The following is a 22,868-nucleotide window of genomic DNA, read 5'->3' as shown; positions in this document are numbered from 1 at the left end:
AGGACTGGGCCGGGGCCGACCCGGGGCCCGCCGCCGGAGCGACGGAACGGCCGATGTGGTGGCCGGCCCGGTCTCAGGGCTCGGGAGCTAGGGCGTGTCCGTTAGATCTTGGCGTTGAGCTGAGGTCGATCAGCAGGTTGCGGTGAGATGCCTGCATGGTGCGTCGTCATGAGCTGACCGATGCCGCGTGGGCGCGGATCGAGCCGTTACTGCCTGCCCAGCCTGTGCAGGGCAGGCGGTGGCTGGACCATCGGACGGTCCTGAACGGGATCTTGTGGAAGCTGGCCACCGGCGCGCCGTGGCGGGATCTGCCCGAGCGATACGGCAACTGGAAAAGCGTCTATGAGCGCTACCGGCGCTGGGCGGCTGAGGGGACCTTCGATGCCCTGCTGAAGCAGGTGCAGGTGCACGATGACGCGATCGGCCGCCTGGACTGGACGGTCAGCGTGGACTCCACCATCGTCCGCGCGCACCAGCACGCGGCCGGGGCCAGGAAAAAGGGGACCGACCCGGGACGAATCAGGCGCTCGGCCGGTCCCGGGGCGGGCTGACCAGCAAACTGCACCTGGCCGTCGATGGACGCGGGCTGCCGCTCACTGTGATCATCACCGCGGGCAACGTCAACGACTGCACCGTCTTTGCGCAGGTAATGGATGCCATCACGATCCCCCGGGCTGGCGCGGGACGTCCCCGCACCCGGCCGGACCGGGTCATCGCCGACAAGGCCTACAGCTCCCGCGCCATCCGCACCCACCTGCGATCCCGCAATATCACCGCGACCATCCCCGAACGGATCGACCAGCAGGACGGACGCCTGCGACGGGGCAACCGCGGTGGCCGTCCACCATTGTTCGACCCGGCCGCCTACCGCCGCCGCAACGTCGTCGAACGCTGCATCAACCGGCTCAAGCAATGGCGCGGCATCGCCACCCGATATGACAAGCTCACCCGCAACTACCAGGCCGGCATCACCCTGGTCAGCACCCTGTTATGGATCCACGCGTGATCTACCGGACACGCCCTAGCAGGGCAATCAGTGACTACCAAAGCTGATCGTGAGGATGGCGACGACTGGATGCGCGTCTCCATCCGGTGCCGTCCGGTATCCGTCGTGATACTGGTAGTCGACGCGAGCCATGCTGGTGAGTTCGTAGTGGTGGGTTCGGGACCAACCTGAGCCCCTGGGCTTTCCCGCGGAGCCCTTGAGAATAGTGATCGAGGCCAGCGCCGACGGCTTGCCCGGCTCCTGGGAGACATGATCCCAGAACTGCTCGGCCTGCTGCAGGCCGACGCGGTGGACAAGCTGCTCGTAATGCTGGGCGAAACGTCGATGCACCAGGACCCGATACCTAGGCGTGGCCTCGGGCCTCCTGCCAGGACGGCGAGCAGGTCGCATCGGGTCGTAGGCACTTGTAGTCATTGGGGCGGGGATGCCTCTGAGAAGTCTTCTGGGTTGTGGCGACCAAGAAGCACCGACCTTCTCAGGGGATCCTCAAGCTGACGCGCAGTGATACGCCAGGCTCGAATGAACTCATCCAGTACGGATGCATCCTGATCAGAGTGGGCTGCGATCAGGGCCGAGTGCAGCTCGTCCACGAACTCCCGTAGATCGTCTACGTCGAAGACTCGAAGCCACGCGAGATCTCCTAGATCGCCGATGCTCGGCTCGGCGTCACGGCGTAGCAGATCATCCAGGCGCATGTGGGCGAGCGACCACTTGGCGATCTCTTCGAGCATCCGCAACCGACGCTCCGGCAGCATGACCAGGCTCGTGCTGTCCTTGTCGCGGATCTGGGCTAGACCTTGGCGAGCTGATTCGAGGATTTCCGTACGCTTGTTCGCGAGATCTGAGGCTTGGAAGATGATGTCTCTCATGGCGGTCCTCCGTTGCCAGGATCGTAGCTACAATCTTAGATGGTTTCGTAGATGTTGCAGTAACCAATCGGTGAAGCTTCTGTACGGGGAGGCCGGGTTGGGCCGGGAGCCGCAGCCGTTCGACGCGCACAAGGCCTTGCTGTGTGAAGATCACTCGGGGTCTCGCGAGAGCTGGCAGGCGATCAGTCTCGTGACGGAGATGAAGCAGGCTCTCCTCGCCCGATTCACCGCCAAGCCGGACCTCAGCAAGATCGAAGCGTTCGAGGCGGCGGCTGCGGAGCTGACGCGGCGAGGGGTGGACGCGGACTCCCTCGTGCGTTACGGGATGATCGGCGAGATCCTCGGGCCCGTCTTCGTCGTGCTGCTGATCGACAAGATCTTGCCGCAGTCCGACAGCGGTGACCATCTAAGAGGGTTCGGTGTCGACATCGAGGGGTGGCGCAGCTTGCTGCGAGTCCCTGCTCAGGTGCCAGAGAGCAACGACGAGTTCACCAGTCTCGTCAACAGCACGATCACTTCAGTGACGCCCCCGCTCGTGAACTGGGTGGGGCGGGCACGTCTGGCGGCTCTCGTCAGCCTCGAAGTTCCTGACGGACGAGAGTTCTGGACCCGGGCGAACCTGCCGGCCGATCACCTGACCCTCGTGACCGAGTACCGTTGGCTCGTTGAGCGGCTGACCGAAACCTATATGAAGTCATGGTCTAAAGCTTCGCTGCTGCTTGAGTACCGATATCGGCACAACTTGCAACCGATGAGTTTCCCCGGATGGGTGCTGGAGGCGCGTGATGTGCCTCTTGGGGACGTGACCACGGCGATCGCGCACCGAGCGGCAGTCGAATGGAATCCGCTTTCCGACGGACCGCCGCGTACTGCGTTCATGCCGGCAGGGATCACCGAGCACGCCCGCGAGCTCCTGGCCAATGGTCGTGCGATGGATGCGGCCGCACTCTTCGAGTTCGCCGTCCGGCAGTGGCCGAACGACGTCAGCGCACGGAACAATCTTGGGTTCTGCCTGATGCCTGTTGATCCGGCACGCGCACTGACCCATCTGAACATGGCGGCGCGGCAGGGGTACGAACCCATTGCCGTCAACGTCTACAACCGAATGTGCTGCCATGTCGCGCTCCGTCAGCCGAGAGCTGCCCTCGACGTCGCCGAGCAGTGGTGGAAAGAAGTGCCGTATCGGCATGACCAGCCGGACAAGACGCTTTGGTTGCCATCGAACAGTGGGTGGCGGCTTGAAAGGAGCGCTTCGGCAGAGTCGGCGATAATGGAACTCGTCCTCCTTGTCACCCAAGATGAAGGATTGCAGAACGAAGAGCAGCGATGGCGTGCGAGGGCTGATTAGGCGTCCACCCACTCAGACGTTTCGAGGCCGCTTCGACTTCGAGGGGCGCCTGGTCGTCGTGTCAGGCGGGGTCGGCTGGGGCGGCGGGGGTGGGTGGGGGGTGTCGGCTCGGCTCAGCCACTCCGTGAGCAGGGCGCGCTCGGTTTCGGTGAGCTGGGTCAGGTTGGGGGCGACGGCTCGGAAGGCGATGGCGGCGGCCGTCGCGCTGTCGGCGGGGAGCGCCGGGGTGTCGGTGAGGATCGATCGGGTCACCGCCTCGTACATCGCGTCCGCTAGGCCGAGGTCTCGGTGTTCGGGCGGGGTGGCGAGCAAGGTGAGCACGGCGCCGGTGCCGGCGGCGTGGATGAGGTCCACGGCGCGCCTCTCGGGGACGAGAAGCCGGCCGACCGCCGCGACGCGGTGCACCCGGGCGCGCAGGACCTCCAGGCCGGCGGCGGCCGCCGGTGAACGCGCACCGCGCGCGGGGTCGGTGAGCAGGCCGAACAGCGCAGCGTTGGCGAGGCCGAAGCCGATGTGCGTGTCCCACCCCGCCCGGAGGTCCGCGACCGGGTCGCCGCCGTCCTCGGCGAGGGTCTTCCCCGCGACGTAGGTGGCGAAGACGTGCTCGGCGACCGCGTCGAGCAGCGCGTCCTTGTCCTCGAAGAACCGGTAGATGGTCGGCGCCTGCATGCCGGCCGCCTGCGCGACCGCGCGGGTGGTGACCGCACCCGCGCCCTGCTCGCGCAGGAGCCGCGCCGCGCACTCCACGATGTTCGTTCGCGTCCTGTTCCTGCCGGTGCCGTCCGGTCGAGCCTCTGCCACGCTGTCAATGATAACGCGCTATTGCTATCGTTGTTGCTAACGGTGATAGCATCCATGTCATTCCAGTGTTAGCAGGAGGAAGACATGATCGTCATCACCGGTGGTACAGGCCGGCTCGGCTCCCAGATCGTCGATCGGCTGATCGGCCGCGTCTCGGCTGACCGGGTCGGCGTGAGCGTTCGTGACACCGGCCGCGCCGGGGACCTGGCCGCGCGCGGGGTACGCGTGCGACGCGGCGACTTCACCGACCCCGGCTCCCTCGCCGACGCGTTCGAGGGCGCGACCCAGGTGCTCATCGTCTCGACGGACCGGACGGGCCAGGCGGCCGTCGCCCAGCACGTCGCCGCGATCGACGCCGCCCGCGATGCCGGCGCCGAGCGCATCCTCTACACCAGCCACCAGGGCGTCGCCGACGACTCGCTCTTCGCGCCGATGCGCGACCACGCCGCCACCGAGCAGTACCTGGCGAAGGCGGGCACGCCGTTCACGGCGCTGCGGAACGGCTTCTACGCCGACACCGTCCGGCTCCTGCTCGGCCAGGCGTTCGAGACCGGCGAACTCGTTGCCCCCGCCGACGGGCCCGTCTCCTGGACCACGCACGCCGACCTCGCCGAGGCGGCGGCGACCCTCCTCGCCGCCGAGATCGGCTTCGACGGCCCGACCCCGCCGCTGACCGCACCGGACGCGCTCGACCTCGCGGACATCGCCGGCATCGTCACCGAACTGAGCGGGCGCGCCATCCGCCGCGTCGTCGCCGACGACGAGGCGTGGACGGCCACGATGATCGGCCACGGGGTCCCCGCGGACCAGGCGAACATGCTGCTCGGCATGTTCCAGGCGAGCCGCCGCGGGGAGTTCTCCACCGCCGGGCCCGACCTGGAGAAGCTCCTCCAGCGCCCAGCAACGCCGGTCCGCTCGATGCTGGCGGAGCTCACCCCCCGGCGGTGAAGCCGCCCCCCGCGACCCCCCTGTGTCGAGGACGTGGCCGTGGTCGTCTGAGCCGTCAAGAGGACCGGCCGGTCAGCGGCTTTGAGATCGTCGGGACGCGTCAGGCGACTAGGCTGGCCGGGGTCGCCCGCGATGGTGAGGGAGCCGCCGATGACCACCGACCCGACGATGACCCGCATCGGCCAGGGGGTGGAGCTGCACCACCACCAGGGTCAGCGTGCAGCCGCTCGCGACCTGTTCGCGCGGATCTGGGACGACATCGGCGGCGAGCGAGGCGACCCGCTGCATGTCTGCGTCCTCGCCCATTCGATGGCCGACGTGCAGGACGACGTGCGCCAGGAGCTGATGTGGGATCTGCGGGCGCTCGCCGCCGTCGGTCTGGTCACCGATGAGCGCGTGGCCCAAGCAGGGGTGCCGCTCTCAGTGGCCGGCTTGTATCCGTCGTTGCACCTCAATCTGAGCGACTGCTACCGCAAGCTGGGCGATCTCGACCGCGCCCGTGAGCACCTCCGGCAGGCGCGAGCCGGGATGGGCGCACTCGGCGACGACGAGTACGGGCAGCTCATCAGGGGCGGCCTGGAGCGGCTGACCGAACAGCTGGACGACGCCGTCTGACCGAACAACTGGACGACGCCGTCTGACCGCGCGTGTGGTCCACGCCGACCTCGGGACCCGAGACGGCCGACCGGACGGGTGGCCGCTCGGTAGGCCGCGCGAGGGTGTTCGCCTCGTCCGTTGGCCCTCGTCTGTCCGGCTCAGCCGGCGAGCCAGGTGGCGTAGAAGGCGGCGGGGTCGCCCGCGAGGGAGGCCTTGACCATCGCGCTCCACTCGTCGGCGACGATCTCGATCGACCCGGCGGCGAGGCCGTCGAGGGAGGCGCGGGCCACGTCGCGCGGGTCGATCTTGGGTCCGTCGTAGTCGGCCATCATGTCGGTGTCGGCCGCGCCCAGGTGGATGCCCTGGACCAGGGTGCCCTGCCCGGCGAGGTCGAGCCGGACGGCGTTGGTCAGGTTCCACGCGGCCGCCTTCGCCGCCGCGTAGGCGCCGTTACCGGGATAGGCGAACCACGACAGCGCGGAGAGCACGTTGACGACGGCGCCGCCGCCGTTCGCGGCGAGCGCCGGCGCGAACGCGCGGATCATGTCGAGCGTGCCCCAGAAGTGCGTGTCCATCTCGCGGCGGATGTCCGCGAGGTCGCCGGTGACCAGCGGTGTGCCCGTCGAGACGCCCGCGTTGTTGACGAGCAGCGTGACGTCCGACGCCGCCTCGGCCGCCGCGACGACCGAGTCGTGGTCGGTGATGTCCAACCGCAGCACCTTGACCCCGGGCACGTCGAGCAGCTCGGGGCGGCGGGCGGTCGCGTAGACCTTGCGCGCGCCACGCTCGACAAGCTCCTCGACGAACTGCCGTCCGATGCCGCGGTTGGCTCCGGTGACGAGGGCGACCTGGTCGGTGATGTTCATGTGAATGTGTTCCTCATCCTTCGTGACTGTCCAACGCGGCTACGCTATTCCCTGACGTTGACGTCAGAGGCAAGTCGGCGACCGAAGGAGTTCGCATGCGAATCGGCGATGTGGCGAGCCGCGCGGGAGTGAGCGTGCGGGCGTTGCGGTACTACGAGGAGCAAGGGCTGCTCAGTGCCGAGCGCACCTCAAGCGGTCAGCGCACCTACGCCGAGTCCGTGGTCGAGCGGGTCCGCCTCATCCAGCAGTTCTATGCCGCGGGCTTGTCGAGCCGCACCATCCTGCAGGTACTACCCTGCGTCGACACCGGCACCGCGACCCCCAAGGTCCTCGACGTCCTGGCCACCGAGCGCGCCCGCATCGCGGCGACGATGAACGAGCTGGAACAGGCGCTCGCCCACCTCGACCGCATGATCGACATCGCCCGCCACCCCCACCCGGACCACTGCCCCGCCCTGCGCACAGGCCAGGCGCAAGCACCAGCCCACTGACCTCATCACCCCGCAGGTCCCCCGGCAGGACGCGCCGTACGCGCCGCCGATGGGGGGCGACGTCGCGGCGGTCGAGGTGACGTTGACGATCCACCCGTGCCCACGTTCGGCCATGGGGGCGCCGATGCGCCGAAGAGCAGGAACGGGACCCGGGTGTTGATCGCGAAGTGCTGATCGAAGCTGTCGGCCGTCGTGTCTGGCGTGCTGGTGAACACGTAGATTCGGGCGTTGTCGACAAGGATGTCCACGTCACCCGCCTCCTTGGCGAGCGCCAAGACCTCCTGGGCGTTCGTCAGGTCTGCCGCGGCGAACGCGCGCTGCCGCCTTGTGCCGAGATCTCCTCGACGAGCTGGGCGCCGCGTTCGGGGTCGCGGCCGTGGGCGACCACGTCGATGCCGCCGGCTGCCAGTCGCGGCGCGACGGCGCGGCCGATACCGGCGGTGGCGCCGGTCACGAGGGCCGCCTCTGCGGGATGATACGGACATGACGACTGCCGCGCAGTACGCCGAGTTCGCCGCGCACGAGGCGCACGGCGTGTCGCCGGCGTACGAGCGCCTGTCGCTCGCGGTCTCCCGAGACGACGAGGTACTCGCACTGCTCGGAACACTTCCACCGGCCAAGCGTCAGCCGAACCTGCTTTTCGGCGTCGTACGCCTCCTCGGTGGCGCGGTCGAGGACCCGGCCTCGTTCCACGACTACACCGTGGCGAACTGGCCGGCGATCGAGGCGGAGATGCGCACCCGGGCCACGCAGACGAACGAGGCCGGACGATGTGCCGTACTGCTGCCGGTGCTCGCCACGCTGCCACAGCCGCTCGCGCTGCTGGAGGTCGGCGCGTCCGCCGGGCTGTGCCTCTACCCCGACCGGTACGCCTACCGCTACGGAGAGCACGTGGTCGGCGCCGGCGAACCGGTCCTGGACTGCGCGGCGACCGGAGTGGCGCCGCCGACCGGCGTACCCGAGGTGGTGTGGCGGGCCGGCCTGGATCTGAACCCGCTCGATGTCACCGACCCCGCCGATCTCGCATGGCTCGACGCCCTCATCTGGCCGGAGCACACGCACCGCCGCGCCCGGCTGCGGGCCGCGGCCGCCGTCGCGGCGGCCGAGCCGCCGCTGCTCGTGCGCGGCGACCTGGTGGACGACCTGCCGGCGCTGGCCGCGCGGGCGCCGGCCGGCGCGACGTTGGTGGTGTTCCACACCTCGGTGATGTACCAGGTGCCCGCGCCGCGCAGGAAAGCGTTCGCCGACGTGGTACGCGGACTGCCCGGGCACTGGATCGCGAACGAGAACCCGGACGTGCTGCCCAACGACGCGCTGCCCGAGCCGCCCGGTGGCGCGCCGAACGTACTGGCGCTGGACGGGACGCCGCTCGCCTGGACCCGCTCGCACGGGCAGGCGATCACCTGGTTCGCGTGATCCCGGCGGTGTCCCGGCTGCTCGGGCAGCAGCCGCACGGGGCTGCGGAGGCCGGCTGCTGAGAAGCCTGTCAGCTTGGCGATGGGTGGAAACGGTCTGGAGGTCAGCGGGTGCGGGGGGTCACCAGGCCGGACTCGTAGGCGAGGACCACCAGTTGGGCGCGGTCGCGGGCGTGGAGCTTGGTCATGGCCCGGTTGACGTGGGTCTTCGCGGTCAGGGGGGTGATGAGCATGCGCTCGGCGATCTCGTCGTTGGACAGGCCGCGGGCGACCAGGACGACGGCCTCCCGTTCGCGGGCGGTCAGCCATTTCAGGGCCGCGTCCGTGTTCTGGTGGAGCGGCTCGGTGACGTAGCGGTCCATGAGCATGCGGGTGATCGACGGTGCGAGCAGCGCGTCGCCGCGGGCGGCGACGCGGATGGCGTGCAGGAAGTCCTCCGGCTCGATGTCCTTGACGAGGAAACCGGCGGCGCCGGCGCGCAGAGCGTGGAAGACGTGTTCGTCGAGGCCGTAGTTGGTCAGGATGACGACGTGCACCCGGGCCAGGGCCGGGTTCGCGGCGATGCGCCGGGTCGCCTCGATGCCGTCCATGACCGGCATCTGGATATCGATGAGCGCGATGTCGGGCAGGTGTTCCCCGGCCAGGGCCACCCCCTCCATCCCGTCGGCGGCCTCGGCCACCACCTCGATGTCGTCCTCGATGTCGAGCAGCGCGCGGAACCCGCCACGGAGGAGCGGCTGGTCGTCGACGAGCAGGACGCGGATCACGGCCGGGCCACGGGCAGTTCGGCATCGACGGTGAAGCCGCCCTCGTCGCGTGGCTGCGCGCGCAGCCGGCCGCCGAGGGCGGTGACGCGTTCGCGCATCCCGAGCAGCCCGACGCCGGGCACCGGGGCGGTGCCGGGCCTGGCCTTGCCGTCGTCGTCGACGCGGATGGCGAGGGCGTCCGGGCGGTAGCCGATCCGGACCGACGCGGTGGCGGCGGAGGCGTGCCGGGCGATGTTGGTGAGCGACTCCTGGACGATCCGGTAGGCGGTCTGGCCCACGGCGGCGGGCACGTCGTGCCGTTGGCCCTCGATCGTCAGCGTCGCGTCCAGGCCGGTCATGCGGACCCGCTCGACCAGTTCGGGGACGTGGTCGAGCCCGCGCGGCGGAGCGTCGCCGTCCTCGCGCAGCGCCTCCAGGGTCGCCCGCAGCTCCCGGTTCGCCTCGCGAGCGGCCTCCTGGATCGCCAGCAGGGCTTCCGGCACCCGCTCGCCACGCCTGCGGGCCAGGTGGACGGCGGCTCCGGCCTGCACCTTGATGACCGAGATCTGGTGGGTGAGCGAATCGTGCAGCTCGCGTGCGATGTGCAGCCGCTCCTCGTTCGCGCGGCGCAGCGCGGTCTCCTCCCGGGTGCGCTCGGCTTCGTCCGCCCGCCGCTCGGCCTGCCGCAGCGCTTCACCCGCCGCGCCGGCGGCGACCAGCCAGGCCAGCTCCAAGGCGCCCCGGGCTCGCGCGAGCGCCTCGCCCACGGGCAGGCCCTGCACGGCGAGGGCCACGAGCGGGAGGGCGACCAGCGTCAGCACGGCCGCCGCCACCGTGACGCCGCGGTGGCCCGCCCGTACGGCGGCGTACACGGCGAACAGGAACGCCACGGCGGGCACGTCGAACCCGGCCGCCTGGTGACCCACCGCGCACAGCCCGGTGACGGCCAGGACGGGCACCGGGGCCCGGCGGCGCGCGGTCAGCGCCAGGCCGCCGGCCGCCAGCAGCGTGTAGCCGAGCAGGTCGGCGTCGGTGGCGGAGCGGTTCTCGGACAGCCCGGCGACCAGCAGCGCCGCAGCCACGCAGACGGCGATCGCCCAATCTCTGACACCGGCCGGAACACCGGACCGTCCTGGGCCCATGCGCGCACCTTAAGCCAGGTCGTGCCGCGGACGACACCTCCTCATGGACGAGCGGCCGCCTACCGCGCACGCGGTATGTTCCCGGCGCCTGCGGCGCCTGCGGCAGCCGGATGCCCCACGCGCGGCAGCGTGAATCGCCTGCGCCGGCGGGACGACCGGCGGCCGTCCAGCGGACATGATCAGGCGACATCCAGTCGCAGCATGAGAAGGAGCACCCCATGTCCGTCCGTCACCTGCTCGCCGCCGCCGTGCTCGGAGGTCACGGGCTCGCCGCACCGGCGGCCGCGCGCGTCTCGGCCCTCCTGGCCCCCGTCAGTTCCTACACCATGACCCCCGGGCGGGTCTGGGCCATGGTGGGCACGCTGATAGGGCTGGTCGGCGCGGTCGCGGGCGGCCGGGCTCTGACCCGCGCCCGTCGCGCCGGCGCCGGAGACGGGAGAAGAGGGGCCGTCGTGGCCCTGGTGGCGGGGCTGGTGGGCGCGGCCGTCGGCGGGATGGTCGTGGCCGCCGCCGAAGGCGGCCCCAGCACCGGCTACGGAATAGTCGGCGGCTTCATCGCCCTGCTGATCGGGGTGATCGCCATGGTTCTCGGCGGGCTGGTCCTGAACCGCGCCCGCCGCGCCGACCGCGTCGGCTGACCGTCACCGGGCCGTCCTGGCGGGTCCGCGCCCGCGCCCGGGCGTTCGATCGTGTGACGGCTCCTGGAAGGGCTGTCGTGGGCGGGGTTCTGTGGGGAGGATGGGATCAAGAACCGCGTTTCCGGCAAGGAGTCATCGTGCGCCTCGGCTTCAGCATCGGCACCCTGGGACCCGTCGCCTCGTCCCCCGGGGACCAGCTCAAACTCGTTCAGCAGGCGGAGCGGCTCGGGTACGAGTCCGTGTGGGCCTCGGAGGGGTACGGGGTCGACCCGGCGGCGACGCTCGCGTGGCTGGCGGCGGGCACCGAGCGTATCGAGCTGGGCACGGGGGTGCTGCAGATCTCCGCGCGCACGGCCATCGCCGGTGCGATGACGGCGGTCACGATCGACCGGCTGTCCAACGGGCGGTTCCGGCTCGGGCTCGGCACCTCCGGGCCGCAGGTGGCCGAGGGGTGGCACGGGCAGCGTTACGAACGCCCGCTGGCCCACCTGCGCGACTACGTGAAGGTCGTGCGCACCGCCCTGGCGGGCGAGCCGGTGCGGCACGAGGGGCCGACCCTGGTGCTGCCGTTGCCCGACAGCCGGGGCAAGGCGCTGACGATGGCGGCCGAGCCGGTGCGCAAGCCGCTGCCGATCCACCTGGCGGCCATGGGCCCGAAGGCCATCGCGCTCGCGGGTGAGGTGGCCGACGGCTGGCTGCCGATCCACTTCCCGCCCGAGCACGTCGCCGCGTCGCTCCCGCTCCTGCGCGAGGGCGCGGCGCGGGCCGGGCGGGACGCGTCGCGGATCGCCGTGTCGCCGATGGTCATGGCCATGGTGGACGACGACGCCGACTACGCGCGCGACCTGGCGCGCCCCATGCTCGCGCTGTACCTCGGCGGCATGGGGACGCGGGAGGTGAACTTCTACAACCGCCTGGCGCACCGCCTCGGCTTCGCCGACGCCGCCGAGCGCGTGCAGGACTCCTACCTCGACGGCGGCCTGGGCGAGGCCATGGAGGAGCTGCCGGACGACCTCGTGGACTCCCTGACGCTCTGCGGCACCCCCGCCCGGGTGCGCGAGCGCCTCGCCGCCTACCGCGAGGCAGGGGCCACCACGCTCATCGCCGGCCTGAACGCCCCCACCCTGGACGACCGCGTCGAACAGCTCGCCTGGCTGGCCGAACTCAACACGGACTGACGCCCGGACAGGGCATGCGGGGGTGACGGGGATGGGCGAGCACTGACGCCCGGACGCTTCACGGGGGTGGCATATCGTGCTTGGCAGGCGGCTTCCGGCGAGCGACGAGAAGTGATCATGAACGAGGAACAGGGCGGGGCCTCCACGGCCGGGCGCCGGGAGCGGCGGGATCTGCGCGAGACCCAGGAGTTCTTCGCCGCCCGGGCGGCGGGGTGGGACGAGAAGTTCCCCGATGACGACCCCGCCTTCGCCGCCGCGGTGGCTGAGCTGGCGCTGGAACCCGGGGCGACGGTGCTGGACGCCGGGTGCGGCACGGCCAGGGCGTTCGCGCCCCTGCGGGCGGCGGTGGGCGGCGCCGGGCACGTCGTCGGCGTCGACGTCACGCCGAGCATGATCTGGTCCGCGAGAGACAGGGGCCGGGGCGCGTGGGGGCACCTGCTGGTCGGCGACGCCGCACGCCTTCCGCTGCGCGACGGCGTCGTGCACGGCGTGCTGGCCGCAGGGCTGGTCGGGCACCTTCCCGACGCGGCGGCGGTGCTGGCGGAACTGGCCAGGGTCACCGTCGCGGGCGGCCGGCTGGCGCTGTTCCACCCGGTGGGCCGCGCGGCGCTGGCGGCCCGCCACGGCCGCGTCCCCGACGCCGGTGACGTGCGCGCCGAGCCCAACCTGCGCCCCCTGCTCGCCGGCACCGGGTGGACCCTCACCGCCTGCGACGACGGCGACGACCGCTACCTCGCGCTCGCAGTACGCACCGGCCGGGACCCGTCCGCCGCCTGAAGCCCTCAGGGCCGTCATCGGCGGGCGGTCCCCGCGTTGCTCGCACGTCGACAACCGACGGGGTGGATTCCCGCGTGGCTCGCACGTCGATCACCGGCGGGCGGGTTCCGAGATGCGGTCGTGCCCCGATCACCGGCGGGCGGGTTGCGCGAACGGCTTCCCACAGGGGTGCCGCTTGTCACGGGCGGTGCCGCCTCGATCGCCAGTGGCCGGCCGGGAACCGCCGCGCCGCAGACCTGCGCGGGTCAGGGGCGGGGGAGCGGGGTTCCGGTCAGGCCGGCGCAGTAGTCGAGGAGGGCGTCCTGTCTCTTCTCGTCGAGGGCGTCGGGCGCGGTGGTCCGGGGGCGCTGGTGGTGGAAGTGGCGGGCGGTGACGGTGGCGGCGGGGTCGTCGCTGACGGCGAGCCAGGCCTGGGTCTTCGGGCCCAGCGACAGGTCGTCGGGGGCGGCGGGGCCGCCCATCCTGGTCGGCACCCAGCCGGGGTCCACCGAGTTGGACAGCACGTCGGGCCACCGGCGGGCCACCCCGAACGCGAGCAGGATGTCGTACATCTTGCTGTCGGAGTACGCCTGGGGGCCGTTCCACCGGCGAGAAGTCCACTGGGGGTCCGCCAGGTCGGCGGTGCCGCCCCGGTGCATGCCGGAGCTGAGGTAGACCAGCCTGCGGGGCGGCGTGATCAGCGCGGTCAGCAGGTACGGCGCCACCACGTTGACGACGAACACGTGGGCCAGCCCGTCGGCCGTCGCGACGCGGCGCGGCTCCTGGTAGCCGACGGCCGCGTTGTGGATCACGGCGTCGTAGCGACCCAGCGCGTTCGCCTGCTCGGCGACCGCCCGTGTCTCCGCCAGGCTCGACAGGTCACCGGTCACGACGGCCTCGGCCTCCGGAAGCGCCGCCCGGGCGTCACCGGCGCGCGCCTCGTCCCGGGCGTGCAGCGTGACGCGGTGCCCCTCCCGGGCGAGCAGTTGAGCGGCCATCAACCCCAGACCGGTACTCGATCCGGTGACGAGAACACGGGCCACGGGTCACTCCCCCCACTCGCGAACACCTGTCACCGACGGTCCTACCACGAAGCGTGAGAACCCGGCGCACGGCTACCCGTCCGCCGCACCCATGGCGCGGACGCCGACGCCCGCCCTCGGGGTGGGGAGCGGGCCGGCCACGCGCGTGCGGGGTGGGCATGCCGATGCCCGCTCCCCAAGGGGTGGGGAGCGGGTCCGCCAACGTGACGGGGTGGACATGCCGATGCCCGCCCTCAGGGGTGAGGGCGGGGACGTCGTACCTGTTTCGGGGCGCACACGCCGGCGCCCGTCCTCGTCGGTCGAGGGCGGGCGCGGGAGCGGTGCCACGGATGGCTACTTGAGGATCGGGTAGCGGCGGACCAGGTCGGTGCGGCCCCACCATTCGCCCAGGCCCAGGGTGTTGCCGGCGCCGATCAGGGCCAGGCCGGCCAGGACGACGGCGTAGACGAGGTGGTCGTCCATGAAGGGGTTGTTGGCCAGCGGCAGCTCGGCCGCCCACATCAGCACCAGCAGCAGGCCGCCGGTGATGGCGGCGATGTTCATTCCGATGCCGAGGATGAGGGCGGTGCCGATGCCGAGCAGGCCGATCATGAACAGCCAGTCGACCCAGGGCTGACCGGCCAGGCCGGCGAAGAAGGCGCCGAAGGTGTTCTCGCCGGTGCCCTTGAGGAACCCGGTGGTCGGGCTTCCGCCGTTGAGCCAGGCGCGCTCGGCCGGCGTGGCGAGACCCCAGCCGAACAGCTTGTCGAGGAAGGCCCACAGGAAGACCCAGCCGAGGGCCAGGCGGGCGACGGCGAACACGTGACGGGCGGGGCGGTTGAGCACCTCGGCTTGGCCGGCCGGCACGGGGGCGTGGGTGGCGTTCTGGTGGCGTCCTTCGGTGAGTGCCATGGCTGGCCTCGCTTTCAGTGCGGGGGTCACTGTTCTTGCTTGACTCAATGACATCGTCTGGCCGCTCCCACGAGCAGTGCCGTACGACTCCACCCTCCGGCCAGACGTCCCGCCCGATTCGGGACCTTCGGCGGATCGCCCCGCCCGCCCCTCATCGGGGGCGCGGCCACCTCACCCGGGTCCGCCGGCCGTCCACGGCTCCTTATGGGCGAGCCCGGCCATCACGCCGGCTCGCGGTGGCGGGACGCACGCGAGAAGGGCCTCATCCGGGGTCGGATGAGGCCCTTCTCGGCTCGTCGTGGATCGTGCCGCCGGGTGTCCGGCGCGCCTTCCGAGGGCGGGATCAGAGTGCGGTGATGCGGCGGCCGGTGATGCGCATCGGGATGATGCGGACGTAGTGGTCGCGGTCGCCGCCGGCCCACGGGTGCGCGGCGGAGCCGGGCAGGGCGGCCACCTCGTCCTTCGACATGTGGTGGGCCGGGCCCTGGATCAGGACGCTCCACCCCCGGTGCTCGGCCGCGTCGATGTCGTCCACCTCAAAGGCGATCTTGATGTCGAGGCCGCGGATGCCGGAGCGCAGGTCCTCGTCCATGGCGCCGCCGGTGCGGGTGCGGAACACGATCGCGCCGTCGAGGACGCGGTAGTTCACCGGGAGCACGGTCGGCCCCGGCGCACCGCCGAACGCCACCCGGCCGATGCCGCCGGGGGAGATGAGCGCGAGGCACTCCTCCTCGCCCAGCTCCTCAAGGTGGGCGGTGGTGTTCGCCGTCTCAGACATGGGTCGTCCTTTCGTCGTCTCCGATCCCAGTCTTCCCGCCCCGGCCCCGGGCCGACACGGCCGATGGGCTCCGGCGGCCGGGACCAATGGCCCTGCGTGTGGGGTCGGCGGCCCCTTGGGCGGCCGGCGCCCGTGCCACACGCTGGGAAGGCGGCCGAGCACCTTGGAGGGAAATCCCGCTCATGCAGCTGACAACCGTCTGGTTCGTCCTCATCGCGATGTTGTGGGCGGGGTACTTCGTCCTGGAGGGCTTCGACTTCGGCGTCGGGGTCGTGCTGCCGTTCCTGGCCCGGGACGAGGCCGAGCGCCGGGCCGTCGCCGAGTCGATCAGGCCGGTCTGGGACGGCAACGAGGTCTGGTTCCTGGGGGCCGGCGCCGCCACCTTCGCGGCCTTCCCCGCGTGGTACGCCACCCTGTTCAGCGGCTTCCGCCTGCCGCTCCTCCTCATCCTGGCGGCGGTGATCATCCGGATGGCCGCCCTGGCGTACCACCGCGGGAGCGACGGCGCCCGGGGGTGGGACCGGGCGTTCTTCTGGGCCTCGCTCATCCCGTCGTTCCTGTGGGGCGCGGCGTTCGCCAACATCGTCCACGGTGTGCCGCTGGACGTCGGCCACGCGTACAGGGGCTCGCCGCTGACGCTGGTCAACCCCTACGCCCTGCTCGGCGGGGCGGCCACCCTCGTGCTGTTCGCGCTGTACGGCGCGGTGTTCCTCGCCCTGCGCACCGAGGGGGAGCTGCGAGCGGCGGCGGCCCGCGCGGCCCGCAGGCTGGGCCTGGTCGCGCTGGTCGTCGTCGGCGCGTTCCTGGTGACCACCGAGCTCGACTCCGGCAAGCCGGTCACCTGGCTCACCGCCGCCATGGCCGTCATGGCGGTGGCCGCGGCGCTGGTCGCGACGGTGCGGCGCCGGGACGGCTGGGCGTTCGCCGCCAACGCGGCCGCGATCGTCGCGGTCACCGCCACCCTGTTCATGAACCTGTGGCCGAACGTCATGCCGGCGCTGGACCCGGCCAACACCCTCACGGTCTACGACGCCTCCTCGACGCCGTACACGCTGAGCGTCCTGACCTGGGTGGCGGGGATCCTCACGCCGGTGGTGCTGACCTACCAGGCGTGGACGTGCTGGGTGTTCCGCAAGCGGTTGACCGCCGGCCGCGGAGCGTGAGCGGCCGTTGGGATGGGCGGGTGTGGCCGGCGGGTGGAACAATCCCTTCCATGACCCTCGGAGACCCCGGCCGGCCCCTGATCCCTCACATGCGGCTGGACGAGTTGCTCTCGGAGCTCCAGACGAGACTGGAAGCCGTCCTGGCCACCCGCGACCGGGTGCACACGCTGCTGGAGGCCGTCGTCTCGGTGGGCAGCGGCCTGGAGCTGGAAGCGGTGCTGCGCCGCATCGTCGAGACGGCGACCCGGCTGGTGGACGCCAGCTACGGCGCGCTCGGCGTGGTCGGCGACGGCGGCACGCTGATGGAGTTCATCCCCGTCGGGCTGTCCGAGGAGGAGATCGCCCGCATCGAGCACTGGCCGCACGGCCTCGGCCTGCTGGGCCTGCTGATCAAGGAGCCGGCTCCGTTGCGGCTGCCGTCCATCTCCGAACATCCCGAGTCGTACGGCTTCCCGCCCGGCCACCCGCCGATGGGCTCGTTCCTGGGCGTGCCGCTGCGGGTGCGCGACGAGGTGTTCGGCACCCTCTACCTGACCGAGAAGCGGGGCGGGGCCGAGTTCGACGAGGAGGACCAGGCCGTCGTCATCGCGCTCGCCACGGCCGCGGGGGTCGCCATCGAGAACGCCCGGTTGTACGAGGACACGCGCCGCAGGGAGATCTGGCTCCAGGCGTCCTCGGAGGTCACGACCAGCCTGTTGTCGGGCGCGGGCGCCGAGGAGGTGCTGACCCGGGTGGCCGTCCGTGTGTGCGAGATGGCCGACGCCGACGTCACAACGGTCCTGTTCCCCGCCGAGGAGGGCGAGACCCTCCGGGTGATGTACGCCGAGGGGGCCGACGGGCTGATCGGCACCGAGGTGCCCGTGGACGGCTCGCTGCCCGGCGCCGCGTACACGAGCGGCGAGCCGCGGATGGTCAGCGACCTGGACGCCGGCGACTTCCCCTGGCCGTCCGGCCCGCCGCTGGGCCCGGCGGCGGCGGTGCCGCTCGGCGCGGCCGGTTCGGTGCGCGCCGTGCTCGGGCTGGGCAAGCGGTCGGGCCGGTTCCCGTTCACGCCGTCGACGCTGCGCATGCTGCACGCCTACGCCGGCCAGGCCGCCATCGCGCTGGAGCTGGCCGAGGCCCGCGAGGACGCCGAGCGCCTGGGCCTGCTGGAGGACCGCGACCGCATCGCCAAGGACCTGCACGACGTCGTCATCCAGCGCCTGTTCGCGGTCGCGATGACGTTGATGAGCGTGGTGCGGCTGGTCGAGCGCCCCGAGGCGGCCACCCGCGTGCAGCACGCGGTGGACGAGCTCGACGAGACGATCCGGCAGATCCGTTCCACGATCTTCGCGCTCCAGGTGCCGCGCGGCACCGGAGATCCCAGCCTGCGGACCCGGATCGTCGACCTGGTCGAGAGCGCGCGCGGCCACCTCGGCTTCATGCCGGGGCTGCGCATGGAGGGCCGGCTGGACAACGCGGTGCCCGGGCCGGTGGCCGACCACCTGCTCGCCGTCCTGCAGGAGGCCCTGTCGAACGTGGTGCGGCACGCCAAGGCGTCCAAGGCGGAGGTGTCGGCGGAGGTGACCGGCGGCCGGGTCGTGCTCGTCGTCCGGGACAACGGCGTGGGCCTGCCGCCCGACGGCCGGCGCAGCGGCCTGCGCAACCTGTACGACCGTGCCACCCAGCTCGGCGGGGAGTTCACGGCGGAGCGGGCGGGCGACGGGGGCGGGACACGGGTGGTCTGGAGCGCGCCCCTCACATGAGGCGGCGCCCGGAGACCTGCTCCACCGGGATAACGATGAAGTGGTCACGGCTCTCCGGCGCCCACGGGTGCAGCGGCAGCGCGGTCAGGCGTTCGACCTCGGCCGGTTCCGTCGCGGTCCTGGCGTGCCCGACGACCGTCACCGACCATCCCGTGCGCGCCTGCGGGTCGATCTCGTCGGCCTCGAAGGCCACCACGGCGTTGCGGGTGGCGGCGGCCAGCTTGGACCCCGCGGTGGTGCGGATGACGATGTGCACGCCGTCGAAGTGGTAGTTGACCGGCTGGACGGCGGGCAGGGCGCGATCGGTGAACACGATGCGCCCGATGGGGGTCTGTGTCAGCAGGTGCAGGCACTCGTGGCGGGTCAGCACGCGTAGTCCGGCCGAGTCGACTTTCATGTCTACCAGCGTGTCTCGTCCTGACGTCCAGGATGAGGGACCAAAGTCACGTCACTCGTGCCGTTCCGCCTTCATCCGCGCGGCGAAGGCCGCGGCCTGGGTGCGGCGCTGCATGTCGAGCTTGCTCAGCAGGTTGGAGACGTAGTTCTTGACGGTCTTCTCCGCCAGGAACATGCGCTCGCCGATCTGGCGGTTGGTCAGGCCCTCGCCGATCAGCTCCAGGATGTGGCGCTCCTGGGTGGACAGGCCGGCCAGCGGGTCCTTCCTCGCGGCCTGGTCGCGCAGCCGGTGCAGCATCGCGGCGGTGGTCTGCGGGTCGAGCAGCGACTGGCCGCCGGCCACCGTCCGCACCGCGCCGACCAGGTCGGAGCCGTGGATCTGCTTGAGCACGTAGCCGGAGGCCCCGGCCATGACGGCGTCGAACAGCGCGTCGTCGTCGGCGTAGGAGGTGAGCATCAGGCAGGCCAGCTCCGGGAGCCGGGAACGCACCTCGCGGCACACGTCGACGCCGCTGCCGTCGGGCAGCCGGACGTCCAGCACCGCCACGTCGGGCCGCAGCGCCGGGATGCGGGCGATCGCCGACTCGGCCGTGCCGGCCTCGCCGATGACCTCGATGTCGTCCTCGGAGTCGAGCAGGGCCGCGACGCCGCGACGGACGACCTCGTGATCGTCGAGCAGGAAAACGCGAATCATGCCCCCGAATTTAGGCCGTGTTCGCCGCCCGGCGGTAGGGGCCTAGGTCCCTGCCCGCCCCTCCGGCACCCCCCGCCGGACGGCTTCCGCACCCCACAAAACTTGATCTTCAGGAGAGCGCTTTCGGAGACGGGAAGACACGAGACCGATCTTCCTGGATGGAGCGGCGCGCTGGAAGGGCACCCCGGTGGACCCCGGTCTGTATGGCGAAGGCGGAAGTTTCGAGAAGGTGTTTCCGGGGCCGCTGGGCGTTTCGCCTGGAAGGCGACGGGGAGTCGCAGAGAGCGTTCTCACGGTGTCGAGAAACCTTTTTCCGGCGGTTGACACCGCCTGTCGGGGGATCTAGCGTCAGCGACACCGAGAGAGTTACGAACACGTTACGTGTGTGCGAATCCCGGGTTCGCAGCCATGTGCGGGCACGAACGGCGTCGCGCCTGCCGTACAGAGTCGTCGCCGGTCATCGCCTCGCCGCAGGCGGGCCGGCCCACCCCTCACGACGGAAGTGTCCTAACGCATGATCTTCGAATCCCCCGCCAAACCCTCACCGAGGCGGCGGTCCGCCGGGCTCACGGCCACGATGCTGGTGGCCGGCCTGCTCGCCGTCGTCCCCGCCACCGCGGCCGACGCCGCCACCATCAGCGTCGGCGCCGGCAGCTACACGACCGACCTCCCCGCCGGCGCATCCGGCCCCACCAACAGCGCCGGCGCGGCGGTCACCCCCAAGGTCACCGCGAACGTCACGGGCAAGGTCCCGACCAACGACTGGTGGTCCTCGCTGGCCTTCCAGAGGTACGCGGGCAACCCGTACTCCGAGAACATGTACGCCCACCCCATGGCCTTCCACGCGGTCGCCGGCGGCCTGGAGGTCAGCTACCCGACCACGCCGTCGATCTCCGCCAGTCAATACAGTTACGACCACGCGCGTGACCTCACCCTCGGCGTGACCGGCCTCAACGCGCCGCGCACCGAGGTCGACGGCTGGGGCGACTGGACGGTCACCCCGTACTGGTCGGACGGCACCCGCACCCTGCGCGCCACGATCGGGCACGGGCTCCCCTTCGTGTACGCCACCCCGACCGGCGGCAACGCGCAGGTGTCCTTCGTGGCCACGCCGACCATCTGGGCCGACCGCGGCAACGTGCTCGGCGCCACGGTCAACGGGCACGACTACGCCCTGTTCGCGCCCACCGGCACCGACTGGAGCATCGCGGGCACCACGGTGACCGCCGCGCTCGGCGGCAGGAACTACTACTCCGTCGCCGCGCTGCCCTCGCGCGCCGCGCTCGACCTGTTCGCCAAGTACGCCTACTCCTTCGTCACCGACACCCGGGTGAGCTGGGCGTACGACGAGGCCGCCGCCAGGCTGACGACCACCTACACCGCGACGACCAGCGCCAAGGAGGGCACCCAGACCGGCACCCTGCAGGCGCTGTACCGGCACCAGTGGCTGACCAGCCCCGACGCGCTCACCAGCTACACCTACGTGTCGCCGCGCGGCACGATGAAGCTGCGCGAGGGCGGCACGTTCACCACCCGGCAGACCTTCCACGGCGTCCTGCCGTCGCTGCCCGACCTCGGCGCCTACGACCGGGCGCGGCTGGGCGACTTCGTCCGGCAGGAGGCCAACGCCGCCGACCCCTGGAAGGGCGCCGGCGACACCTACTGGGCGGGCAAGGCACTCGGCCGGCTCTCGCAGCTCGTGCCGATCGCCGCGCAGCTCGGTGACACCACCTCGCGCGACAAGCTGCTCGGCCTGCTCAAGGCCGAGCTGCAGAGCTGGTTCACCGCCGGCGGGGAGGGCTTCCGCTACGACGCCGCCTGGGGCGCGCTCACCGGCTACCCGGCCTCGTACGGCAGCGACACCGAGCTCAACGACCACCACTTCCACTACGGCTACTACATGATGGCCGCCGCCACGGTGGCGCGGTACGACAAGGCGTGGGCGTCCGACGCGCAGTGGGGCGGCATGGCCAAGCTCCTGGCCAGGGACGCCAACAACTGGGACCGAAGCGACACCAGGTTCCCGTTCCTGCGCAACTTCGACGCCTACGCCGGCCACGGCTGGGCCTCCGGCCACCAGGGCTTCGCCGCCGGCAACAACGAGGAGTCGACGTCCGAGGGCATGAACTTCGCCGCGGCGGCCCTGCTGCTGGGCGCGGCCACCGGCGACACCGGCCTGCGTGACCTCGGCATCTACCTCTACACCACGCAGTCGGCCACGATCGCCCAGTACTGGTTCGACGCCGACAACACGGTGTTCCCCGCCGCGTTCGGCCACGACACCGTCGGGATGGTCTGGAGCAACGGCGGAGCCTACGCCACCTGGTGGACCGGCAACCCCGAGGAGATCCACGGCATCAACTACCTGCCCGTCACCAGCGGCTCGCTCTACCACGGGCTCTACCCCGCCGAGGTGCGGGCCGGCATCGCCGAGCTGGAGGCCAACAACGGCGGCCCGGCGGTCGAGTGGCGCGACATCATCTGGAAGTACCGTGCGCTCGGCGACCCCGCCGCCGCGAAGGCGAACTGGGACGCCGGCTGGAACTCCTACAGCCCCGAGTCGGGCGACTCCAAGGCGCACACCTATCACTGGATCTACAACCTGGCCAGGCTGGGCCTGGTCGACGCCGGGGTGACCGCCAACAGCCCGACGGCCGCCGTCTTCACCTCCGGCGGCACCCGCACCTACGTGGCGCACAACTACGGCACCGCCGCCCGCACGGTGACGTTCTCGGACGGCCGCACGCTGGCCGTGCCGGCCGGTTCCACGGCGACCAGCGCCGGCGGCGCGCCCGACCCCGATCCGACCCCCACGCCCACTCCCACCCCCACGCCCACCCCGACGCCGGATCCGCAGGCGCCCGTGCGGTACCTGGTGACCGGGGGCGGCCTGGCGGGCACCGCGGGCGCGGCGGGAGCCGACTCGATCCCCTCGGCCGGCGGCACCAACCACGACGGCACGCCGTACAACCCGCTGGTCTACACCGCGACCGGCGTGACCATGAACTACACCGGCGGCGCGACCGGGTTCGACCTGTTCGTCGACTCCGGGAGCTTCGTCGCCAACGGCGCGCAGGCCCGCGTCTCCTACGACCTCACCGGTGACGGCAGCTACGACCGGGTGGAGACCTACCGGTACATGGCCACCGACCCGGTGACCGGATGGGAGCACTACACCCAGGCGGCCGGGCTCAGCTCGTCCTCCGGAACGCTCGGCAACCTCAGGAACGGCCGGGTGCGCTTCGAAGTCTGGAGCGCGATCGGCTCGAACCCGATCTCGCTGGGCGTCGGCAACCGCTCCGTCCTGAACCTCCCCTTCAACTGATCCTCGTATGACGGCGATCGCCCGGGCGTCCG

Annotated in this window: 23 protein-coding genes and 1 pseudogene; 12 read left to right on the top strand and 12 right to left on the bottom strand. The window is 71.5% G+C overall.

Translation table 11 applies throughout. The annotated features are described in order from the left end of the window. Positions 1–155 precede the first annotated feature (155 nt). A pseudogene (locus PYR91_RS08170) lies at positions 156–1,006 on the top strand (IS5 family transposase). Between the two features lie 27 nt (positions 1,007–1,033). On the opposite strand, the gene PYR91_RS08165 reads toward PYR91_RS08170, so the two are convergent. Both PYR91_RS08165 and PYR91_RS08160 read right to left on the bottom strand, forming a co-directional pair. After that, the gene (locus tag PYR91_RS08165) at positions 1,034–1,336 is read right to left on the bottom strand and encodes a hypothetical protein (protein ID WP_279778652.1); all 303 of its coding nucleotides are present in this window, start codon (positions 1,334–1,336) and stop codon (positions 1,034–1,036) included. Positions 1,337–1,416: 80 nt separating this feature from the next. After that, positions 1,417–1,875, bottom strand: coding sequence for a hypothetical protein (locus PYR91_RS08160; protein ID WP_279778651.1), 459 nt, complete (start codon positions 1,873–1,875; stop codon positions 1,417–1,419). A gap of 70 nt (positions 1,876–1,945) precedes the next feature. On the opposite strand from PYR91_RS08160, the gene PYR91_RS08155 reads away from it, so the two are divergent. Then, positions 1,946–3,223, top strand: coding sequence for a hypothetical protein (locus PYR91_RS08155; protein ID WP_279778650.1), 1,278 nt, complete (start codon positions 1,946–1,948; stop codon positions 3,221–3,223). A gap of 12 nt (positions 3,224–3,235) precedes the next feature. On the opposite strand, the gene PYR91_RS08150 is transcribed toward PYR91_RS08155, so the two are convergent. Then, positions 3,236–4,024 (bottom strand): TetR/AcrR family transcriptional regulator, encoded by a 789-nt coding sequence (locus PYR91_RS08150; RefSeq protein WP_279778648.1) that lies wholly within the window; start codon positions 4,022–4,024, stop codon positions 3,236–3,238. Between the two features lie 84 nt (positions 4,025–4,108). Here PYR91_RS08150 and PYR91_RS08145 point away from each other — a divergent pair, with 84 nt between their 5' ends. Next, positions 4,109–4,972 (top strand): NAD(P)H-binding protein, encoded by an 864-nt coding sequence (locus tag PYR91_RS08145; RefSeq protein WP_279778647.1) that lies wholly within the window; start codon positions 4,109–4,111, stop codon positions 4,970–4,972. 150 nt (positions 4,973–5,122) lie between these two features. Continuing rightward, positions 5,123–5,587, top strand: coding sequence for a tetratricopeptide repeat protein (locus PYR91_RS08140; protein ID WP_279778645.1), 465 nt, complete (start codon positions 5,123–5,125; stop codon positions 5,585–5,587). 140 nt (positions 5,588–5,727) lie between these two features. On the opposite strand, the gene PYR91_RS08135 is transcribed toward PYR91_RS08140, so the two are convergent. Beyond that, complete coding sequence (locus PYR91_RS08135) at positions 5,728–6,435, bottom strand: SDR family oxidoreductase (protein WP_279778643.1); 708 nt, start codon at positions 6,433–6,435, stop codon at positions 5,728–5,730. A 95-nt stretch (positions 6,436–6,530) separates the two neighbouring features. On the opposite strand from PYR91_RS08135, the gene PYR91_RS08130 reads away from it, so the two are divergent. Next, positions 6,531–6,926, top strand: coding sequence for a MerR family transcriptional regulator (locus PYR91_RS08130; RefSeq protein WP_279778642.1), 396 nt, complete (start codon positions 6,531–6,533; stop codon positions 6,924–6,926). A 292-nt stretch (positions 6,927–7,218) separates the two neighbouring features. Here PYR91_RS08130 and PYR91_RS08125 read toward each other — a convergent pair whose 3' ends face one another. Further along, entirely contained in the window at positions 7,219–7,380 is a 162-nt protein-coding gene (locus PYR91_RS08125; RefSeq protein WP_279778641.1) for an SDR family NAD(P)-dependent oxidoreductase, read from the bottom strand. 29 nt (positions 7,381–7,409) lie between these two features. Between PYR91_RS08125 and PYR91_RS08120 the strand changes: the two genes are divergently transcribed. After that, complete coding sequence (locus PYR91_RS08120; RefSeq protein ID WP_279778640.1) at positions 7,410–8,342, top strand: DUF2332 domain-containing protein; 933 nt, start codon at positions 7,410–7,412, stop codon at positions 8,340–8,342. A 103-nt stretch (positions 8,343–8,445) separates the two neighbouring features. Here PYR91_RS08120 and PYR91_RS08115 read toward each other — a convergent pair whose 3' ends face one another. After that, positions 8,446–9,108 (bottom strand): response regulator transcription factor, encoded by a 663-nt coding sequence (locus PYR91_RS08115; protein ID WP_279778639.1) that lies wholly within the window; start codon positions 9,106–9,108, stop codon positions 8,446–8,448. After that, complete coding sequence (locus tag PYR91_RS08110) at positions 9,105–10,229, bottom strand: sensor histidine kinase (RefSeq protein ID WP_279778638.1); 1,125 nt, start codon at positions 10,227–10,229, stop codon at positions 9,105–9,107. The genes PYR91_RS08115 and PYR91_RS08110 overlap by 4 nt, the downstream gene beginning before the upstream one ends. 218 nt (positions 10,230–10,447) lie before the next feature. Between PYR91_RS08110 and PYR91_RS08105 the strand changes: the two genes are divergently transcribed. The 3 genes from PYR91_RS08105 (at position 10,448) to PYR91_RS08095 (ending at position 12,822) form a co-directional block, all read left to right on the top strand. After that, positions 10,448–10,867 carry a DUF6223 family protein gene (locus tag PYR91_RS08105; RefSeq protein WP_279778637.1) on the top strand — a complete coding sequence of 140 codons (420 nt, stop codon included), beginning with the start codon at positions 10,448–10,450 and terminating at the stop codon, positions 10,865–10,867. A 137-nt stretch (positions 10,868–11,004) separates the two neighbouring features. After that, positions 11,005–12,045 carry an LLM class F420-dependent oxidoreductase gene (locus tag PYR91_RS08100; protein ID WP_279778636.1) on the top strand — a complete coding sequence of 347 codons (1,041 nt, stop codon included), beginning with the start codon at positions 11,005–11,007 and terminating at the stop codon, positions 12,043–12,045. A 117-nt stretch (positions 12,046–12,162) separates the two neighbouring features. Next, a complete protein-coding gene (locus tag PYR91_RS08095) occupies positions 12,163–12,822 on the top strand; it encodes a class I SAM-dependent methyltransferase (RefSeq protein ID WP_279778635.1) in 660 nt (219 codons plus the stop codon). A 245-nt stretch (positions 12,823–13,067) separates the two neighbouring features. Here PYR91_RS08095 and PYR91_RS08090 read toward each other — a convergent pair whose 3' ends face one another. From PYR91_RS08090 to PYR91_RS08080, 3 genes are all read right to left on the bottom strand, one after another. Beyond that, a complete protein-coding gene (locus tag PYR91_RS08090) occupies positions 13,068–13,844 on the bottom strand; it encodes an SDR family NAD(P)-dependent oxidoreductase (RefSeq protein ID WP_279778634.1) in 777 nt (258 codons plus the stop codon). Between the two features lie 333 nt (positions 13,845–14,177). After that, entirely contained in the window at positions 14,178–14,735 is a 558-nt protein-coding gene (locus PYR91_RS08085; protein WP_279778632.1) for a hypothetical protein, read from the bottom strand. 343 nt (positions 14,736–15,078) lie between these two features. Next, entirely contained in the window at positions 15,079–15,513 is a 435-nt protein-coding gene (locus tag PYR91_RS08080; protein ID WP_279778630.1) for a pyridoxamine 5'-phosphate oxidase family protein, read from the bottom strand. A gap of 182 nt (positions 15,514–15,695) precedes the next feature. Here PYR91_RS08080 and cydB point away from each other — a divergent pair, with 182 nt between their 5' ends. Continuing rightward, complete coding sequence (gene cydB, locus PYR91_RS08075; protein ID WP_279778629.1) at positions 15,696–16,676, top strand: cytochrome d ubiquinol oxidase subunit II; 981 nt, start codon at positions 15,696–15,698, stop codon at positions 16,674–16,676. A gap of 50 nt (positions 16,677–16,726) precedes the next feature. Next, positions 16,727–18,421, top strand: a complete 1,695-nt coding sequence (locus tag PYR91_RS08070) for a GAF domain-containing sensor histidine kinase (RefSeq protein ID WP_279778628.1) — start codon at positions 16,727–16,729, stop codon at positions 18,419–18,421. On the opposite strand, the gene PYR91_RS08065 is transcribed toward PYR91_RS08070, so the two are convergent. Beyond that, the gene (locus PYR91_RS08065) at positions 18,414–18,818 is read right to left on the bottom strand and encodes a pyridoxamine 5'-phosphate oxidase family protein (RefSeq protein ID WP_279778626.1); all 405 of its coding nucleotides are present in this window, start codon (positions 18,816–18,818) and stop codon (positions 18,414–18,416) included. The genes PYR91_RS08070 and PYR91_RS08065 overlap by 8 nt on opposite strands. 51 nt (positions 18,819–18,869) lie before the next feature. After that, a complete protein-coding gene (locus tag PYR91_RS08060) occupies positions 18,870–19,511 on the bottom strand; it encodes a response regulator transcription factor (RefSeq protein ID WP_279778625.1) in 642 nt (213 codons plus the stop codon). 514 nt (positions 19,512–20,025) lie between these two features. Between PYR91_RS08060 and PYR91_RS08055 the strand changes: the two genes are divergently transcribed. Next, the gene (locus tag PYR91_RS08055) at positions 20,026–22,836 is read left to right on the top strand and encodes a glycosyl hydrolase (protein ID WP_279778624.1); all 2,811 of its coding nucleotides are present in this window, start codon (positions 20,026–20,028) and stop codon (positions 22,834–22,836) included. The last annotated feature ends 32 nt before the right edge of the window (positions 22,837–22,868 follow it).

This window comes from Sphaerisporangium sp. TRM90804 (assembly GCF_029846175.1).
Taxonomy (GTDB): Bacteria; Actinomycetota; Actinomycetes; order Streptosporangiales; family Streptosporangiaceae; genus Sphaerisporangium.
Note: the sequence above shows the minus strand (reverse complement) of the source record. Positions and strands in the feature narration are given on the sequence as shown.

What these genes read in the sequence shown, in the direction of transcription:
- PYR91_RS08080 (WP_279778630.1), bottom strand. Translation starts at nt 15,513, where the DNA reads ATGTCTGAGACGGCGAACACCACCGCCCACCTTGAGGAGCTGGGCGAG.
- PYR91_RS08145 (WP_279778647.1), top strand. Translation starts at nt 4,109, where the DNA reads ATGATCGTCATCACCGGTGGTACAGGCCGGCTCGGCTCCCAGATCGTC.
- PYR91_RS08120 (WP_279778640.1), top strand. Translation starts at nt 7,410, where the DNA reads ATGACGACTGCCGCGCAGTACGCCGAGTTCGCCGCGCACGAGGCGCAC.
- PYR91_RS08135 (WP_279778643.1), bottom strand. Translation starts at nt 6,435, where the DNA reads ATGAACATCACCGACCAGGTCGCCCTCGTCACCGGAGCCAACCGCGGC.
- PYR91_RS08130 (WP_279778642.1), top strand. Translation starts at nt 6,531, where the DNA reads ATGCGAATCGGCGATGTGGCGAGCCGCGCGGGAGTGAGCGTGCGGGCG.
- PYR91_RS08070 (WP_279778628.1), top strand. Translation starts at nt 16,727, where the DNA reads ATGACCCTCGGAGACCCCGGCCGGCCCCTGATCCCTCACATGCGGCTG.
- PYR91_RS08065 (WP_279778626.1), bottom strand. Translation starts at nt 18,818, where the DNA reads ATGAAAGTCGACTCGGCCGGACTACGCGTGCTGACCCGCCACGAGTGC.
- PYR91_RS08060 (WP_279778625.1), bottom strand. Translation starts at nt 19,511, where the DNA reads ATGATTCGCGTTTTCCTGCTCGACGATCACGAGGTCGTCCGTCGCGGC.
- PYR91_RS08105 (WP_279778637.1), top strand. Translation starts at nt 10,448, where the DNA reads ATGTCCGTCCGTCACCTGCTCGCCGCCGCCGTGCTCGGAGGTCACGGG.
- PYR91_RS08055 (WP_279778624.1), top strand. Translation starts at nt 20,026, where the DNA reads ATGATCTTCGAATCCCCCGCCAAACCCTCACCGAGGCGGCGGTCCGCC.
- PYR91_RS08085 (WP_279778632.1), bottom strand. Translation starts at nt 14,735, where the DNA reads ATGGCACTCACCGAAGGACGCCACCAGAACGCCACCCACGCCCCCGTG.
- PYR91_RS08095 (WP_279778635.1), top strand. Translation starts at nt 12,163, where the DNA reads ATGAACGAGGAACAGGGCGGGGCCTCCACGGCCGGGCGCCGGGAGCGG.
- PYR91_RS08140 (WP_279778645.1), top strand. Translation starts at nt 5,123, where the DNA reads ATGACCACCGACCCGACGATGACCCGCATCGGCCAGGGGGTGGAGCTG.
- PYR91_RS08160 (WP_279778651.1), bottom strand. Translation starts at nt 1,875, where the DNA reads ATGAGAGACATCATCTTCCAAGCCTCAGATCTCGCGAACAAGCGTACG.
- PYR91_RS08110 (WP_279778638.1), bottom strand. Translation starts at nt 10,229, where the DNA reads ATGGGCCCAGGACGGTCCGGTGTTCCGGCCGGTGTCAGAGATTGGGCG.
- cydB (WP_279778629.1), top strand. Translation starts at nt 15,696, where the DNA reads ATGCAGCTGACAACCGTCTGGTTCGTCCTCATCGCGATGTTGTGGGCG.